This window comes from Streptomyces sp. CWNU-52B (assembly GCF_047444975.1).
Lineage (GTDB): Bacteria > Actinomycetota > Actinomycetes > Streptomycetales > Streptomycetaceae > Streptomyces.
The window spans coordinates 24,664-37,860 of sequence record NZ_JBLFJV010000048.1 but is presented as its reverse complement, the minus strand read 5'-3'; the positions used below and the strand labels follow the sequence as shown (position 1 = coordinate 37,860).

The following is a 13,197-nucleotide window of genomic DNA, read 5'->3' as shown; positions in this document are numbered from 1 at the left end:
GGCCTGGCGCGCGAGCTCAACATCGACGCCGAGGGCATCGACATGGGCCCGTCGCCGATCGACGCCGCCCTCGCCGCCGACCTGGTGATGCCGATCGAGGAGCTCGAGCTCACCGTCCGGTCGTACAACTGCCTCAAGCGCGAGGGTGTCCACTCGGTGGGTGAGCTCGTGGCCCGCTCCGAGGCCGACCTGCTCGACATCCGCAACTTCGGCGCGAAGTCGATCGACGAGGTCAAGGCCAAGCTCGCCGGCATGGGCCTGGGTCTCAAGGACAGCCCTCCCGGATTCGACCCGACCGCCGCCGCCGTCGGTGCGGACGACGACGACGTGGACGCCGGGTTCGTGGAGACCGAGCAGTACTGAACACCGCGTCGGCGCCGCCCCTCTCCCGTACCGGCCACGACGCTGGTACGGGAGGGGGCGGCGCCGTCACGACGATCGCGTGGCGGAGCCCTCACCCACGCGGGCCTCGACACACTCCCGCTCACCGTCGGCCGACGCGGGACGGAAGCAGGCCCGGACCGTGCTGCCGGGGTGGGCCTCGCTCATCTCGGTGTAGACGTAGGTCTCCGTGTCGACCGTGTCCTCGATACGCACCTCGCGGGTCGGGCCGCCCACCGTGACCTCCACCCGGTCGCCGACCCGGGTCCCCCACACCCTGGCCCAGCTCGCGCCGCACTTCTTGCTGTAGCGCAGTTCCACGTGGGCACCGGTGGTGGTGCGGTACGTGGCGAGGTTGTCGGGGCCGATGCCGCAGAGCAGACGCATCGGATCCCGGCCGTCGCAGGCCGCTCCGTGGCACTGGGGCGCGAGCGAGTACGGAGCTGAGGCCGACAGCGGCTCGTCCCCCGGAGCCTCCTTGCCCGGCAGCAGGAAGAGGCCCAGTGCCACACCACCGACGACCACGGCGTACACCGATGCCAGTACGACCATGAGCCGGCCCTTGCGGCGGCGCGGCAGGCCGGTACCGGAGGGCTGCGGCGATCCGCCCGGCAGCGACTGCGACAGTGGCAACGGCAACGGCGGTGGTGGCCCCGGTTCTGCTGTGACGGTGGCGATGGCTGTGGTCGAGGCCGGAGAAGGGAGCGGGACCGCCGCGCGTCCCCTCCAGTCCGACTCGGCGATCTCCCACAGGGCCAGCAGGCGGCCCGCCGGTTCGTTCGCGACCCGGCACAGTTCCATCACGGCCTGGCGAGGGGGCAGGCTCTTGCCGTTGAGGTAGCGCTCCCACGAGGACTTGCTGTACGCCGTCCGCTCCGACAGCGCCGCCAGGCTCAGCCCCGTACGGGCCCGCAGCTCCCGCAGCGCCGTGGCCAGCCGGCTGCGTTCCGCGGTCACTCGGGCGCCGCCCCCCGCAGGGCCTTCCAGGTGTGCGGGCCGATGACACCGTCCACGACGAGCCCGTCCCGCTTCTGGACGTTCTGCACCGCGCGCTGTGTCTCCGGGCCGAAGATGCCGTCGATGTCCCCCGGCGGGATGCCCGTCCGGCGCAGCAGGCACTGCGCCTCGGCGACTTCCGGCCCCACGTGGGTGTACGCCAGGATGGTGTCCGTGGTGCGGCTCAGGCCCGCGTACCAGCGGCCGTCGTGTTGCTCCAGCCTGCAGGTGTACGAGACCGGCACCAGGGACTCCGTCACGATGGCCGGGGTCGCCCCGACCGTGACGGCGCGGGCGTCCGCGAGCTGCGTACGGACGTCGGCGAGCCGCACGGCCAGCAGGAGCACCGCGGAGACGGACAGCACCAGGGCCACCGCTCCGGCCGTGACAGCGACGCGCGGGAAACGCCCGTACGGCCGCTGCTCCGTGGGCACGTGGTGCGGCGCCACCGGGTTGTCGTCAGAGACGCTTTCCGTGTCACGCTCCGTGCCGCTTTCCGTGCCGCTCTTCGTGGCACCGGCCTCGGCACCGGGGGCGGCCGCGCGTCCCTCCGCCCAGCGCTCGGCGGCGATCTCGTGCAGCACGAGCAACCTGGCCGGATCGTCACCGCCGACACGGGCCGCCGCCTCGACGGCCTCCCGGGGCGGCAGCGACCTGCCGTTCAGATACCGCTGCCACGACCTCGCGCTGTACCCGGTCTTCGCGGCCAGTTGACGCGTACTCAGCTCGCCGCGGTCCTTCAGCCTGCGCAGCCGCACGATCAACTGGTGCACCTGTGGATGCAGTTCGGCAGGCAGTTCTTTCCAACGCGACATGTTTCCCCCGCTCGCGTCAGGGGCCGCTGATCCGGCCCCTCATATTCCAGTTTCATTGTGCAGCAATCGTCACGGAGCCCACGGAGCGCCCTCCAAGCCCTCGTGCAAATCCGGCCACTCCTGCGCGCGGGCGTCCCGCGGTGCCGACGCGGCGGGTGACATCCCAGCAGGTCGGTGGGTGGGACGTCCCGGGAGGACGCCACTTCTGCGTCAACCGTGGCCGGGCAGCGCACCGAAGCCGCAGTCTCGTCGTGGAGCCGGCCCGGTGAGGCCGGGCCCCGTTCACCGCACGTCAACGGAGGGGAACAACATGCGAGCTCTCACGAAGGCACTCGTCAGTGCCACCGCCGCGATCGGCATCGCCGCCGGCGGCCTGGCCACCGCGGGCACGGCCATGGCAGCCCCCGCACCCACCCAGCACCAGACGGCGACCGGCGAGATCGGCACACTCGCGGTGGTCAACCTGGGACTGAACACCACCCGAGCCAAGAACTGGCAGTGCTGGCTGGAGGACAGTGGCTACGACCCGGGCGCGATCGACGGGCAGCTGGGCAGCAGCAGCTGGACGGCAGCGCAGAAGCTGTTCAACAGCAGGGGCCTCGGTGCCGGTACTCCCGATGGAATCGTCGGGCCCAACACGATCAGCGCACTGCAGAAATACCTGAACAGCTGGGGCTACGACCTTGATGTCGACGGAGTCGCCGGACCGGCGACCCAAGCCGCGTTCTGGGACTTCAACTCCTTCGGCTGCTGAGCCGACCCGACGACCGCACACATGCCGCGGCCTTTCTCTTCCCACGGGAGAGGGAGGCCGTCCGCGTCCCGTCAGGTACCTCAGGACCGCTCAGTCCCGCCGTAGCGACACGGCGAGCGGCATCCCAGCAGATCAGCGAGCGGGACCTCTCAGGAATCACCGCACGTCAACGGAGGGGAACAACATGCGAGTTCTCACGAAGGCACTCGTCAGTGCCACCGCCGCGGTCGGCATCGCCGCCGGCGGTCTGGCCACCGCGGGCACGGCCATGGCAGCCCCCGCACCGGCCCAGCAACAGCAACAGCGGGTCGTGAACGGCGAGATCGGCACGCTCGCCGTGGTCAACCTGGGACTGAACACCGCCCAGGCGAAGAGCTGGCAGTGCTACCTGCGGGGCCATGGGTACTCCCCCGGCACGATCGACGGACAGCTGGGCACCAACAGCTGGACGGCGGCGCAGAGGCTGCTGAGCGACCACGGCTACAAACCCGGCAGCATCGACGGAGTCGTCGGACCCGACACGATCGCCGCGCTGCAACGCTTCCTCAACGCCGTCACCCCCTTCGAGCTGGACGTCGACGGGGTCGCCGGAACTGCGACCCAGGCCGCGTTCGCGTACTACACCGACGCGATCGACGCCTGCGGCTGAGCCGAGCGAGCGGCCGCACGCGCGCGCGGCCAGTCCCTTTCCTGCGGTCTGCGACCTGCGGGAGGTGACCGGCCGCGCGCGTGTGTGTCGTCAAGGGCCCGGCATCCGGCATCCGGCCCTGGCGGGTTCAGGCATGGGCAACGAGGGACCGGCGAAGACTGCGTGATCCGGACAGTGCGCCGGTCCGGGCGTCTTCGAGACGATTCCCCCGCTGTGCCCCGTCAGACCCCTGACTACGACAGAAGGTGGTTCGCTCAGTGAGACCGACCCGACCGACCCGCGTGATACTCGCCGTCGCCGCCGGCGCCCTTGCCCCGGCCCTGCTGTTCTCCACACCGTCCTTCGCCGCCGCCGCGACGCCGTCGACCGCCGCCACGGCCTCGGACCCGGGCTCCTCCTACGACGAGACGGACCCGGACGACCTGCGCATCGCGATCCTCCGCATCCTGGCCGACCCCGACAGCGGCAAGCGCGTGACCCGGGAGGCCGACGCCCTCCTCGACAACGGCACCGTGGCCGAGATGCTCGCCTGGCTCGATACCGGTTACCGCCTCGCGCAGGCCGAGGACGACAGCGTCGCCATCGCGCGCATCCTGGCCGCCCCCGACAACGGCAGGGCCGTCATCCGCGAGGCCGGCAAGGCCCTCGACGACGGCAGCCCGGAGGCCGTGCGCGCGTTCCTCGAAACCGGGCTCCGCCTCGCGCAGGCCGAGGACGACAGCGTCGCCGTCGCCCGTATCCTGGCCGATCCCGGCATCAGCGCCGCCCTGCGCGCGGCGGCGAACGCGGTCCTGGACGACAACACCCCGGAAACGCTGCGCTACTTCATCGAGTTCGGCCAGTACGAGGTCGACGCCTGAGGCCCGCGGCCCCTCGGCCGGCCCGGCGGCGTCCGGCCTGACAACCGGCCGTGCGTCCGGCCCGGCGCGGTCGTCAGGTCCCGCTCGGTGGCGCGCTCATCGCCGCCGCCAGGAACGTGATCGCCCAGCGCCGGGCCGCCTCGCCCGCCACCGGGGACGGGCAGTCCGGGGAGGGCCGGTTGTAGACCTCGACGCGGTCCACGGCCGTCACGGCGAGCAGCCCCCGCATCCGGAACCACAGCTCCTCCTGGGCGAGGCCCGGCAGGGCGCGCCCGAAGGCCGCCACGTAGCGGTCACGGACGGTGGCCTCGGCCGGGCCGGTCCAGCTGCGCACCTCCTCGGCCGGGTCGCTGAGGATCGTCACGATCAGCCGGGACGTCCGGGCACCGCCCTCGTCGCCGGCCCGCATCCCGTCGAACATCGGCCCCGCGAACGCCTCCACCAGTTCGGCGACCGACGGGTCCGGGGTCCGGGCGAGCAGCCGGTCGAGCCCGGCACACTGCGCGGCGTTGATGGGTTCGATCACGCGGCGGGCGACCGCGGCCAGGAGTTCCGCCTTCGAGCCGAAGTGGTACCCGACGGCGGCCAGGTTCGCCCCGGCGAGGTCGGTGATCGCGCGGACCGACGTGCCGCGGTACCCGCGCTCGGCGAAGAGTCGTTCGGCCGCGTCGAGGATCTGGGTGCGGGTATCGGGTGGCGCCATGTGTGCGACTATACATATGTTTGAATCAAACGAACGTATGACTGACACGCGGCCGCGTAGACCACGCAGGGGACCCACGCGGGGACCACGTAGGCCACGCAGGTCGCAGAGACCACATAGACCGCATTGAGGGTTGCCATGAAACTGCTCGTCTACGGCGCCGGGGTCACCGGCAGCCTGTTCGCCACACACATGCACGAGGCCGGCCACGACGTCTCGCTCCTCGCCCGGGGCGAGCGCCTGGCCGCCCTGCGCCGGCACGGCGTACGGCTCGCGGAGGGAGACGGCCCGGCCGTCAGACACGTACCGGTGCCCGTGGTCGAGCATCCGGCCGACGCGTACGACCTGATCGCCGTCTGCGTCCGTACCCACCAGGTGGAGGCGGTGCTGAAGTCGCTCGCCGACGTCGAGGGCGACGTGCTGTTCCTGCTCAACTGGGCGGCCGGCGCGGAGCCGCTGGGCACGGTGATCGGCCACGAGCGGGTGCTGCTCGGCTTCCCCACGTTCGGCGGCACGACGGACGGCGACGTGGTCCGCCACCGCGCGGCCACCTTCATGACCCGCCGGGTCCCGATGCCGATCGGCGAACCCGACGGCCGTACCACCCCGCGACTGGAGCGGATCGTACGGACGTTCCGCACCACCGGGATCAACGCCAGGGCCGAGCCGCGGATCGACGCCTGGCTCACGACGCACGCCGCGTTCGAGGTACCACTCGGGCAGGCGGTGTACGCGGCGGGCGGCCCGGTGGCGCTGGCCGACGATCCGGACGCGGTCCTCGGCATGCTCCGCCTCATGCGGCGGAACCTCGCCGCCCTGGCGACGCCGCCGGTCCCTCGCGGGTTCGCCGCGCTGCGGACCCTGCCGGAAGGGCTGCTCGTGGCCCTGCTCCGGCGCTTCCTGCGGAGCCGGACAGCCGTACACAGCGGCCTCAGTGACGCCTCGTCCGCGACCACGTCCGAACTGGAGCGACTGACGGAACAGATGCGGGCCGCCGCGTCGGGCTGACCGTCGACACGGACCGGCCCGCTCTCCGGCGTGTCGGGCACGGAGAACGGGCCGGGGCGTGTGCGTGCGGGGTACGTGCGGGGAGCAGCGCGCTTTCGTCAGCGGGTCAACGGGTCAACGTGACGTCCTGCTTCCGGGTCGCGTGGAAGTACGGCAGCGGGAGGCCGCCCGAGCGCAGTTCCATCAGCGTCGCCTCGACCTTCGCCGCGCCGCGCCTGAACCGGCCCGGCTCCGTACGGTCGGTGTTCGTCCAGCGGTGCTGGGCGCCGTCACAGACCGCGGAGGTACCGCCGACGCCCTTGCGCGAGCGGGACTCCCCCTGGCTCAGGGAGGAGCTGACGAAGACCGGGCCGTTGCTGCCCGTGCAGCGGTAGGTGCCGGACAGGGTGACGGTGCCGTCCGCGGCGAGGCGGGCCGTCGGGTCGACGGTCACCGTCTCGAACGGCCCGGCGGATCGGGCCGGTTGGGACAGGGCTTCGGCGGACGGGGCGGCGAGCAGCAGCAGCGCCACACCGGTGGCTGTGCCCATGACCTGGTGCATGACCTGGCGCGTTCGCATCGGAGTACCTCCTGGGTGGGGGCCTTTACACGTACCGGCCCGGCGCGCCCGCGCGTGTGATCCTCGCCCCTGCGACGGCGAGCCTCACTCCTTTGGTGGCGAGTCGGCATCGTCCGTATCGGGCCCGTCCGAGTGTTGTCCGCGTGTTGTCACGCTTCCCGCCCGGCGGTTCCGATGAGTTCGCGGCGAGCGCATGGTCTATCCATACGGGCGACGAAAACGCCGCTCAACTCCCCGCACGTGGAGGCCCACCATGTGTTCTCGCCAGCTTTCGTGCCCGTCCGCCGGCCGCTCCGACGACTCCAGCCGTTCCGGTCGCGCCGACCGTTCCGACGGCTTCCGCCACGGCGACGCGCACATCGTCTCCGCGCACCCCGAGCAGGGCTGGTACCTGCTGTGCGACGGCGCGATCGTCTTCGACGACACCGGCGCGCTGCTCCCCGACGGGCGGGTCGTCGGTCCGCACCGGGTGCCGGTCGGGCTGCTGACCGTCGCCGCCTGATCTCCCGGGAGGGTCACGATCTAGAGTGACCGACGTGTCCGAGCAGCACGCACCCCGGTCCCTCATCGTCACCTTCTACGGCGCGTACGGCCGCTTCGCCCCTGGTCCCGTACCCGTGGCCGAGCTGATCCGGCTCCTCGCGGCGGTCGGCGTCGACGCGCCCGCCGTGCGTTCGTCGGTGTCCCGGCTCAAGCGTCGCGGGCTGCTCCTGCCGGCCCGTACGGAGGCCGGCGCCGCCGGGTACGTGCTGTCGCCCGACGCGCGGCAGCTCCTCGACGACGGCGACCGCCGGGTCTACGCGGCCTCGCCGCCCGGGGACGACACCTGGGTCCTCGCGGTGTTCTCCGTGCCGGAGTCCGAGCGGCAGAAACGTCACGTACTGCGCTCGCACCTGTCGGGCCTCGGCTTCGGAACGGCCGCCCCGGGGGTGTGGATCGCCCCGGCCCGCCTCTACGAGGAGACCCGCCACACGCTGGAACGGCTACGGCTCGACCCGTACGTGGAGCTGTTCCGCGGCACGCATCTGGGGTACGCGCCGACGGCGGAGGCGGTCGCCCGCTGGTGGGACCTGACCGCCATCGCCAAGCAGCACGAGGCCTTCCTCGACCGCCACGCGTGCGTCCTGCGCGACTGGGAGGCACGGGCCGACATCCCGCCGGAGCCCGAAGAGGCGTACCGCGACTATCTGCTCGCCCTCGACTCCTGGCGCCATCTCCCCTACGCCGATCCGGGGCTGCCGCCAGCCCTGCTGCCCCCTGACTGGCCCGGGGCCCGTTCCTCGGCCGTCTTCCGGGCCCTGCACCAGCGGCTGCGGAACACCGGGGCCGCCTTCGCGGGCGTACCGGACGCAGACGTGTCCCAGGACCGCTGAGGGGGACTCCGGGGCACCGGGCCGAACGTCCCGAAAGAACCCGCCGAGCGCCTCTGTCCGGTCGCGACGTACCCTACCTAAAGTTGAAAGCAGGACATCTTGCTCCATGAACGGACCTGCCTTGCACGAGCCATCCGCCCCGGCCTCCTGGCGCATCGCACTGCCGCACACCGTCGCGGCCGTGCCGGTGGCCCGCGCGCTGGTGCGTACCGCGCTCGCCGAGATCGAGCACACCGCCGACAGCGACACCGCTGAGCTGCTCACCGCGGAGCTGGTGGCCAACGCCGTGGAGCACACCACAGGCGACGCGCCCATCGAGCTGGTCGTGGAACTGCTGCCCACCGGCTGCCAGGTCGAGGTGCACGACCCCGACCCCGACCCGCCGGCCGACCTCACGGTCCCCGACCCGCCCTGCGAGCCCGACCCCTGGCAGGAGCACGGCCGCGGGCTGCTGCTGATCCGCGCCCTCAGCTCGTCGTGCGGGCACCGCCCGACCGAGTCGGGCAAGGCGGTCTGGTTCCGGCTGCCGGTGGTACCGCACCAGCGGCAGCCGGCGACGTGACGCACGCCGCGCACGCCGCTCAGGCCAGCGTCGCCACCAATATCGCCTTGATCGTGTGCAGCCGGTTCTCCGCCTCGTCGAAGACGACCGAGTGCTCCGACTCGAAGACCTCGTCGGTGACCTCCAGGGAGTCCAGGCCGTGCCGCTCGTGGATCTCGCGGCCGACCTTGGTGCCCAGGTCGTGGAAGGCCGGCAGGCAGTGCAGGAACTTGACGTCGGCGTTGCCGGTGGCCCGCAGGACGTCCATCGTCACCGCGTACGGACCGAGGGCCACGATGCGCTCGTCCCAGACCTCCTTGGGCTCCCCCATGGACACCCACACGTCCGTCGCGACGAAGTCGGCCCCCAGGACACCCCCGGCGACGTCCTCGGTGAGCGTGATCCGGGCCCCGCTGCGCACCGCGAGCTCGCGCGCCTGGTCCACGACCTCCTCGGCGGGCCAGTAGGACCTGGGCGCCACGATCCGTACGTCCATGCCGAGCAGCGCGCCGGTGATCAGGTACGAGTTGCCCATGTTGAACCGGGCGTCGCCCAGGTAGGCGAAGGCGATCTCGGCCAGCGGCTTGGCGGAGTGCTCGACCATCGTGAGCACGTCGGCCAGCAGCTGGGTCGGGTGCCAGGCGTCGGTCAGGCCGTTGTAGACGGGCACCCCGGCGTGGGCCGCCAGCTCCTCGACCCCTTCCTGGCTGTCGCCCCGGTACTGGATCGCGTGGAACATCCGGCCGAGCACCCGGGCGGTGTCCTTCACGGACTCCTTGTGCCCTATCTGCGAGCCGGACGGGTCGAGGTACGTGGTCGACGCGCCCTGGTCCGCCGCCGCGACCTCGAAGGCGCAGCGCGTGCGCGTCGACGTCTTCTCGAAGATCAGCGCGATGTTGCGGCCCCGCAGGTACTGGGTCTCCGTCCCGGCCTTCTTGGCGGCCTTCAGCTCGGCGGCTAGCTCTATCAGGCCACGGAACTCCTCCTTCGTGAAGTCCAGCTCCTTCAGGAAGTGGCGGCCGGCGAGGGCGTACGGGACTGTCGCCATGAGGGCGCTCCAGGGTTACGTAAACAGGGACTCTTGGAATTCTATACGACGTCCCACATTTCTATACGGCCCCCGTCGAGCCCCACCGGACCCGCCCCCACCACCCGACCCCTCCACCGACTAGCGACCCACGGGATCCCGCTCGACCGGGCAGCTCATACAGCGCGGGCCGCCCCTTCCCCGCCCCAGTTCGCTCCCCGGGATCTCGATCACCTCGATGCCCTGCTTGCGCAGATGGGTGTTCGTGGTCTGGTTCCGCTCGTAGGCGACGACGACACCCGGTTCGACCGCGAGGACGTTGCAGCCGTCGTCCCACTGTTCGCGCTCGGCGGCGTGGACGTCCTGGGTGGCGGTCAGCACCCGGATCCGGCTCAGCCCGAGCGCCGCGGCGATCGCGCGGTGCATGTGCTCCGGCGGATGGTCGGTGACCTTCAGTTCCTTGTCCCCGACGCCCGGCTCGATGGTGTACGAGCGGAGCATGCCGAGCCCCGCGTACTGGGTGAAGGTGTCGCCGTCGACCATCGTCATCACCGTGTCGAGGTGCATGAGGGCCCGCTTCTTGGGCATGTCGAGCGCCACGATCGTCTGCGCCGAACCGGTGGCGAAGAGCTTGTGCGCGAGCATCTCCACGGCTTGCGGGGTGGTCCGCTCGCTCATGCCGATGAGCACCGCGCCGTTGCCGATGACGAGCACGTCGCCGCCCTCGATGGTGGACGGGTAGTCGGCCTGCCCCTCGGACCAGACGTGGAACGTCTCGTCGCGGAAGAGCGGATGGTGCCGGTAGATCGCCTCGAAGTGCACGGTCTCGCGCTTGCGCGCCGGCCAGCGCATGGCGTTGATGGAGACGCCGTCGTAGATCCAGGCGGAGGTGTCCCGGGTGAAGAGGTGGTTGGGCAGCGGCCCGAGCAGGAAGTCGTCGAGGTCCATGACATGGAAGCGCACGGACGTCGGCTCGGGGTGCGCCTGGAGGAACTCCCGCTTGGTCATCCCGCCGACCAGCGCCTCGGCCAGCTCACCGGCCGGCAGGGTCTCGAAGGCGGCCCGCAGATGGTCGGTGGCGAGCGGCCCGTACTCCTTCTCGTCGAAGACCCGGTCCAGGACGAGCGACCGGGCCTCCGGGATGACCACGGTCTCGGTCAGCAGGTCGCCGAAGAGGTGGACGGTGACTCCGCGGTCCCGCAGGACGTCCGCGAACCCGTCGTGCTCCGCGCGGGCCCTGCGCACCCACAGCACGTCGTCGAAGAGCAGCGCGTCCTTGTTGCTGGGCGTGAGCCGCTTGAGCTCTAGATCCGGCCGGTGCAGGATGACGCGGCGCAGCCGCCCGGCCTCGGAGTCGACATGGAATCCCATGACTCCATCCTGACCACTGAGGGGCAGGTTGACCCGCCGAGCGGCGGCTGGTTCGCCCCTGATTCCTTCCGTCCCCTCCCCGTCCCCCTACCCGCCGCCCCGTCCCTCCTCGTTCCCATTTCTCGTCCCCTTGACGATAAACAGGGTGGCCGGTTATCGTCCAACAGACGAGAAACGAGGGGATCCGATGGCCGACATCACCCGGCGCCTGGGCCGCCGCCACCTGCGCGGCGCTCCGACGGCACACATCAGGCACCACCGCGGCGGACAGCTGCTGCACGACGGTCCCGGACTCAGCTTCTGGTTCCGCGCGCTGACCGCCGCACTGTCCGAGATCCCGGTGGACGACCGCGAGCTGGCGATGACCTTCCATGCCCGTACGTCCGACTTCCAGGACGTGGCCGTACAGGCGACCGTCACCTACCGGGTCAGCGACCCGGCGCTCGCCTCGGCCCGCCTGGACTTCTCCATCGACCCGGACACCGGAGTATGGCGAGGCGCCCCGCTGGAGCAGCTGGGCACCCTGCTGACCGAGACGGCCCAGCAGCACGCACTGGACGTACTGGCCCGTACGACACTGGCGTCGGCGCTGGTCGACGGCGTGGCGGCGGTACGGGACCGGGTCTCGGCTGGGCTGGCCGCCGAGCCACGCCTGCCCGCCACCGGCATCGAGGTGGTCGCCGTCCGCGTGGTGGCGCTGCGCCCGGAGCCCGAGGTGGAACGGGCGCTGCGCACACCGGCCCGCGAGCAGATCCAGCAGGAGGCGGACCGCGCCACGTACGAACGGCGGGCGGTGGCCGTCGAGCGGGAGCGCACGATCGCCGAGAACGAACTCGCGAGCCAGATCGAACTCGCCCGGCGCGAGGAGCAGTTGGTCGAGCAGCGCGGTACGAACACGCGCCGTGAGGCGGAGGAGCACGCGGCGGCGGACACGGTCCACGCCACGGCCGAGGCCGCCCGTACGGTACGGCTCGCGGACGCCGAGGCGACCCGTTCCGTACGGCTCGCGCGGGCGGAGGCCGAAGCGGCCCGTGAGGTCGGGGAGGCTCGGGCGCAGGCCCAGGCCGCCTGGCTGCGGGTGCACGCCGAGGTCGACGTCGCCGTACTGCACGCGCTGACCGGGACGCGGCTGGCGGAGAACCTGCCCAGCATCGACAGCCTGACCATCTCGCCGGACGTGCTGACCGGTCTGCTGGCCAAGCTGGGTGTGCGGGACGGGACATGAGCCTCGCCCCGCGGGTCGTGATCGTCCACCGCACCACGGAGTACGAGGAGTTGGTGGCCCACCACGGCACGCACGGACAGGCCGCCTTCTTCCTCTCCTCCCGCGGCCGGAGCATCGAGGAGGTCGCCGAACGCCACCACCGCACCCGGCGCGCGCTGACGGACGTGACCTCCGCCATTCCGCTGACCTGGCGTCAGAGCCGGGTGGAGCGGGCCGATCTGGACCGGTTCCTGTTCGCACCTGAGGACGTGGTGGTCGTGGTCGGCCAGGACGGTCTGGTGGCGAACGTGGCCAAGTACCTCGCCGGACAGCCGGTGGTGGGCATCGACTCGGACCCCGGGCGCAATCCGGGGGTCCTGGTCCGCCACCGTCCCGCGGACGCGGCGCGGCTGCTGCGCGCGGCGCCCTCGACGGCCACCGGCGTCGACGAGCTCACCATGGTCGAGGCGGTCGCCGACGACACCCAGCGGTTGCTCGCCCTTAACGAGATCTACCTGGGCGCGGCCGGGCACCAGACCGTGCGGTACCGCCTGGGTCTTGAGGGCGGCGGGGACAAGGACGGCGGGGGTGCCGTGGAGGCGCAGGCCTCCTCCGGGGTGCTGGTGGGGACCGGGACGGGGGCGACCGGGTGGATCCGGTCGGTGTGGGAGGGGCGGGGTGGCTCCCTGCCGCTTCCGCGGCCGACGGAGGAGCGTCTGGTGTGGTTCGTCCGGGAGGCGTGGCCCTCACCGGTCACCGGTACGTCCCGGGTGGCCGGCGTGCTGTCGGCCGCGTCCCGGCTCACGCTCACCGTCGAGTCCGAACGGCTGATCGCGTTCGGGGACGGGATGGAGGGGGATGCGTTGGAGTTGACGTGGGGGCAGTCGGTGCGGGTGGGGGTGTGCGGGGAGAGGCTGCGGTTGGTGGGGTGAGGGGCGGTTTTCGCCCCCGCCGCC

General features: G+C 71.8%; 16 protein-coding genes. 10 read left to right on the top strand and 6 right to left on the bottom strand.

Annotated features, from left to right (window positions below; translation table 11 throughout):
* The coding region (locus ACLVWQ_RS32790; protein WP_414112876.1) for a DNA-directed RNA polymerase subunit alpha C-terminal domain-containing protein at positions 1 to 363 on the top strand (363 nt) is incomplete at its 5' end.
* Between the two features lie 66 nt (positions 364 to 429).
* Here the strand turns inward: ACLVWQ_RS32790 and ACLVWQ_RS32785 are convergent.
* Both ACLVWQ_RS32785 and ACLVWQ_RS32780 read right to left on the bottom strand, forming a co-directional pair.
* Positions 430 to 1,338 carry a DUF2690 domain-containing protein gene (locus tag ACLVWQ_RS32785; RefSeq protein WP_414112875.1) on the bottom strand — a complete coding sequence of 303 codons (909 nt, stop codon included), beginning with the start codon at positions 1,336 to 1,338 and terminating at the stop codon, positions 430 to 432.
* Positions 1,335 to 2,192, bottom strand: coding sequence for a peptidoglycan-binding protein (locus ACLVWQ_RS32780; protein WP_414112874.1), 858 nt, complete (start codon positions 2,190 to 2,192; stop codon positions 1,335 to 1,337). Before ACLVWQ_RS32780 ends, ACLVWQ_RS32785 begins: the two co-directional genes overlap by 4 nt.
* A 310-nt stretch (positions 2,193 to 2,502) precedes the next feature.
* Between ACLVWQ_RS32780 and ACLVWQ_RS32775 the strand changes: the two genes are divergently transcribed.
* The 3 genes from ACLVWQ_RS32775 (at position 2,503) to ACLVWQ_RS32765 (ending at position 4,455) form a co-directional block, all read left to right on the top strand.
* Positions 2,503 to 2,946 carry a peptidoglycan-binding domain-containing protein gene (locus ACLVWQ_RS32775; RefSeq protein ID WP_414112873.1) on the top strand — a complete coding sequence of 148 codons (444 nt, stop codon included), beginning with the start codon at positions 2,503 to 2,505 and terminating at the stop codon, positions 2,944 to 2,946.
* 184 nt (positions 2,947 to 3,130) lie between these two features.
* Complete coding sequence (locus ACLVWQ_RS32770; RefSeq protein ID WP_414112872.1) at positions 3,131 to 3,595, top strand: peptidoglycan-binding domain-containing protein; 465 nt, start codon at positions 3,131 to 3,133, stop codon at positions 3,593 to 3,595.
* Between the two features lie 257 nt (positions 3,596 to 3,852).
* Positions 3,853 to 4,455 carry an ALF repeat-containing protein gene (locus tag ACLVWQ_RS32765; protein ID WP_414112871.1) on the top strand — a complete coding sequence of 201 codons (603 nt, stop codon included), beginning with the start codon at positions 3,853 to 3,855 and terminating at the stop codon, positions 4,453 to 4,455.
* Between the two features lie 73 nt (positions 4,456 to 4,528).
* Here ACLVWQ_RS32765 and ACLVWQ_RS32760 read toward each other — a convergent pair whose 3' ends face one another.
* Positions 4,529 to 5,158 (bottom strand): TetR/AcrR family transcriptional regulator, encoded by a 630-nt coding sequence (locus ACLVWQ_RS32760; protein ID WP_414112870.1) that lies wholly within the window; start codon positions 5,156 to 5,158, stop codon positions 4,529 to 4,531.
* A gap of 138 nt (positions 5,159 to 5,296) precedes the next feature.
* Here ACLVWQ_RS32760 and ACLVWQ_RS32755 point away from each other — a divergent pair, with 138 nt between their 5' ends.
* Complete coding sequence (locus ACLVWQ_RS32755) at positions 5,297 to 6,166, top strand: ketopantoate reductase family protein (protein WP_414112869.1); 870 nt, start codon at positions 5,297 to 5,299, stop codon at positions 6,164 to 6,166.
* A gap of 106 nt (positions 6,167 to 6,272) precedes the next feature.
* On the opposite strand, the gene ACLVWQ_RS32750 is transcribed toward ACLVWQ_RS32755, so the two are convergent.
* Complete coding sequence (locus tag ACLVWQ_RS32750) at positions 6,273 to 6,725, bottom strand: DUF6299 family protein (protein WP_414112868.1); 453 nt, start codon at positions 6,723 to 6,725, stop codon at positions 6,273 to 6,275.
* 253 nt (positions 6,726 to 6,978) lie between these two features.
* Here ACLVWQ_RS32750 and ACLVWQ_RS32745 point away from each other — a divergent pair, with 253 nt between their 5' ends.
* From ACLVWQ_RS32745 to ACLVWQ_RS32735, 3 genes are all read left to right on the top strand, one after another.
* Positions 6,979 to 7,227, top strand: a complete 249-nt coding sequence (locus tag ACLVWQ_RS32745) for a DUF5999 family protein (RefSeq protein WP_414112867.1) — start codon at positions 6,979 to 6,981, stop codon at positions 7,225 to 7,227.
* A gap of 25 nt (positions 7,228 to 7,252) precedes the next feature.
* On the top strand, positions 7,253 to 8,098 hold the full coding sequence (locus ACLVWQ_RS32740; protein ID WP_414112866.1) for a PaaX family transcriptional regulator C-terminal domain-containing protein: 846 nt from the start codon (positions 7,253 to 7,255) through the stop codon (positions 8,096 to 8,098).
* 106 nt (positions 8,099 to 8,204) lie between these two features.
* Positions 8,205 to 8,660, top strand: coding sequence for an ATP-binding protein (locus ACLVWQ_RS32735; RefSeq protein ID WP_414112865.1), 456 nt, complete (start codon positions 8,205 to 8,207; stop codon positions 8,658 to 8,660).
* A gap of 19 nt (positions 8,661 to 8,679) precedes the next feature.
* Here ACLVWQ_RS32735 and argF read toward each other — a convergent pair whose 3' ends face one another.
* Together argF and ACLVWQ_RS32725 are read right to left on the bottom strand one after the other, a co-directional pair.
* Positions 8,680 to 9,687, bottom strand: a complete 1,008-nt coding sequence (gene argF, locus ACLVWQ_RS32730) for an ornithine carbamoyltransferase (protein ID WP_414112864.1) — start codon at positions 9,685 to 9,687, stop codon at positions 8,680 to 8,682.
* Positions 9,688 to 9,807: 120 nt separating this feature from the next.
* The gene (locus ACLVWQ_RS32725) at positions 9,808 to 11,037 is read right to left on the bottom strand and encodes an arginine deiminase (RefSeq protein WP_414112863.1); all 1,230 of its coding nucleotides are present in this window, start codon (positions 11,035 to 11,037) and stop codon (positions 9,808 to 9,810) included.
* A 187-nt stretch (positions 11,038 to 11,224) separates the two neighbouring features.
* On the opposite strand from ACLVWQ_RS32725, the gene ACLVWQ_RS32720 reads away from it, so the two are divergent.
* Positions 11,225 to 12,262 carry an SPFH domain-containing protein gene (locus tag ACLVWQ_RS32720; RefSeq protein ID WP_414112862.1) on the top strand — a complete coding sequence of 346 codons (1,038 nt, stop codon included), beginning with the start codon at positions 11,225 to 11,227 and terminating at the stop codon, positions 12,260 to 12,262.
* Positions 12,259 to 13,173, top strand: a complete 915-nt coding sequence (locus tag ACLVWQ_RS32715; RefSeq protein ID WP_414112861.1) for a hypothetical protein — start codon at positions 12,259 to 12,261, stop codon at positions 13,171 to 13,173. The genes ACLVWQ_RS32720 and ACLVWQ_RS32715 overlap by 4 nt, the downstream gene beginning before the upstream one ends.
* Positions 13,174 to 13,197: the final 24 nt, after the last annotated feature.

What these genes read in the sequence shown, in the direction of transcription:
- ACLVWQ_RS32720 (WP_414112862.1), top strand. Translation starts at nt 11,225, where the DNA reads ATGGCCGACATCACCCGGCGCCTGGGCCGCCGCCACCTGCGCGGCGCT.
- ACLVWQ_RS32715 (WP_414112861.1), top strand. Translation starts at nt 12,259, where the DNA reads ATGAGCCTCGCCCCGCGGGTCGTGATCGTCCACCGCACCACGGAGTAC.
- ACLVWQ_RS32755 (WP_414112869.1), top strand. Translation starts at nt 5,297, where the DNA reads ATGAAACTGCTCGTCTACGGCGCCGGGGTCACCGGCAGCCTGTTCGCC.
- ACLVWQ_RS32780 (WP_414112874.1), bottom strand. Translation starts at nt 2,192, where the DNA reads ATGTCGCGTTGGAAAGAACTGCCTGCCGAACTGCATCCACAGGTGCAC.
- ACLVWQ_RS32745 (WP_414112867.1), top strand. Translation starts at nt 6,979, where the DNA reads ATGTGTTCTCGCCAGCTTTCGTGCCCGTCCGCCGGCCGCTCCGACGAC.
- ACLVWQ_RS32725 (WP_414112863.1), bottom strand. Translation starts at nt 11,037, where the DNA reads ATGGGATTCCATGTCGACTCCGAGGCCGGGCGGCTGCGCCGCGTCATC.
- ACLVWQ_RS32760 (WP_414112870.1), bottom strand. Translation starts at nt 5,158, where the DNA reads ATGGCGCCACCCGATACCCGCACCCAGATCCTCGACGCGGCCGAACGA.
- ACLVWQ_RS32775 (WP_414112873.1), top strand. Translation starts at nt 2,503, where the DNA reads ATGCGAGCTCTCACGAAGGCACTCGTCAGTGCCACCGCCGCGATCGGC.
- ACLVWQ_RS32735 (WP_414112865.1), top strand. Translation starts at nt 8,205, where the DNA reads ATGAACGGACCTGCCTTGCACGAGCCATCCGCCCCGGCCTCCTGGCGC.
- argF (WP_414112864.1), bottom strand. Translation starts at nt 9,687, where the DNA reads ATGGCGACAGTCCCGTACGCCCTCGCCGGCCGCCACTTCCTGAAGGAG.
- ACLVWQ_RS32750 (WP_414112868.1), bottom strand. Translation starts at nt 6,725, where the DNA reads ATGCGAACGCGCCAGGTCATGCACCAGGTCATGGGCACAGCCACCGGT.
- ACLVWQ_RS32770 (WP_414112872.1), top strand. Translation starts at nt 3,131, where the DNA reads ATGCGAGTTCTCACGAAGGCACTCGTCAGTGCCACCGCCGCGGTCGGC.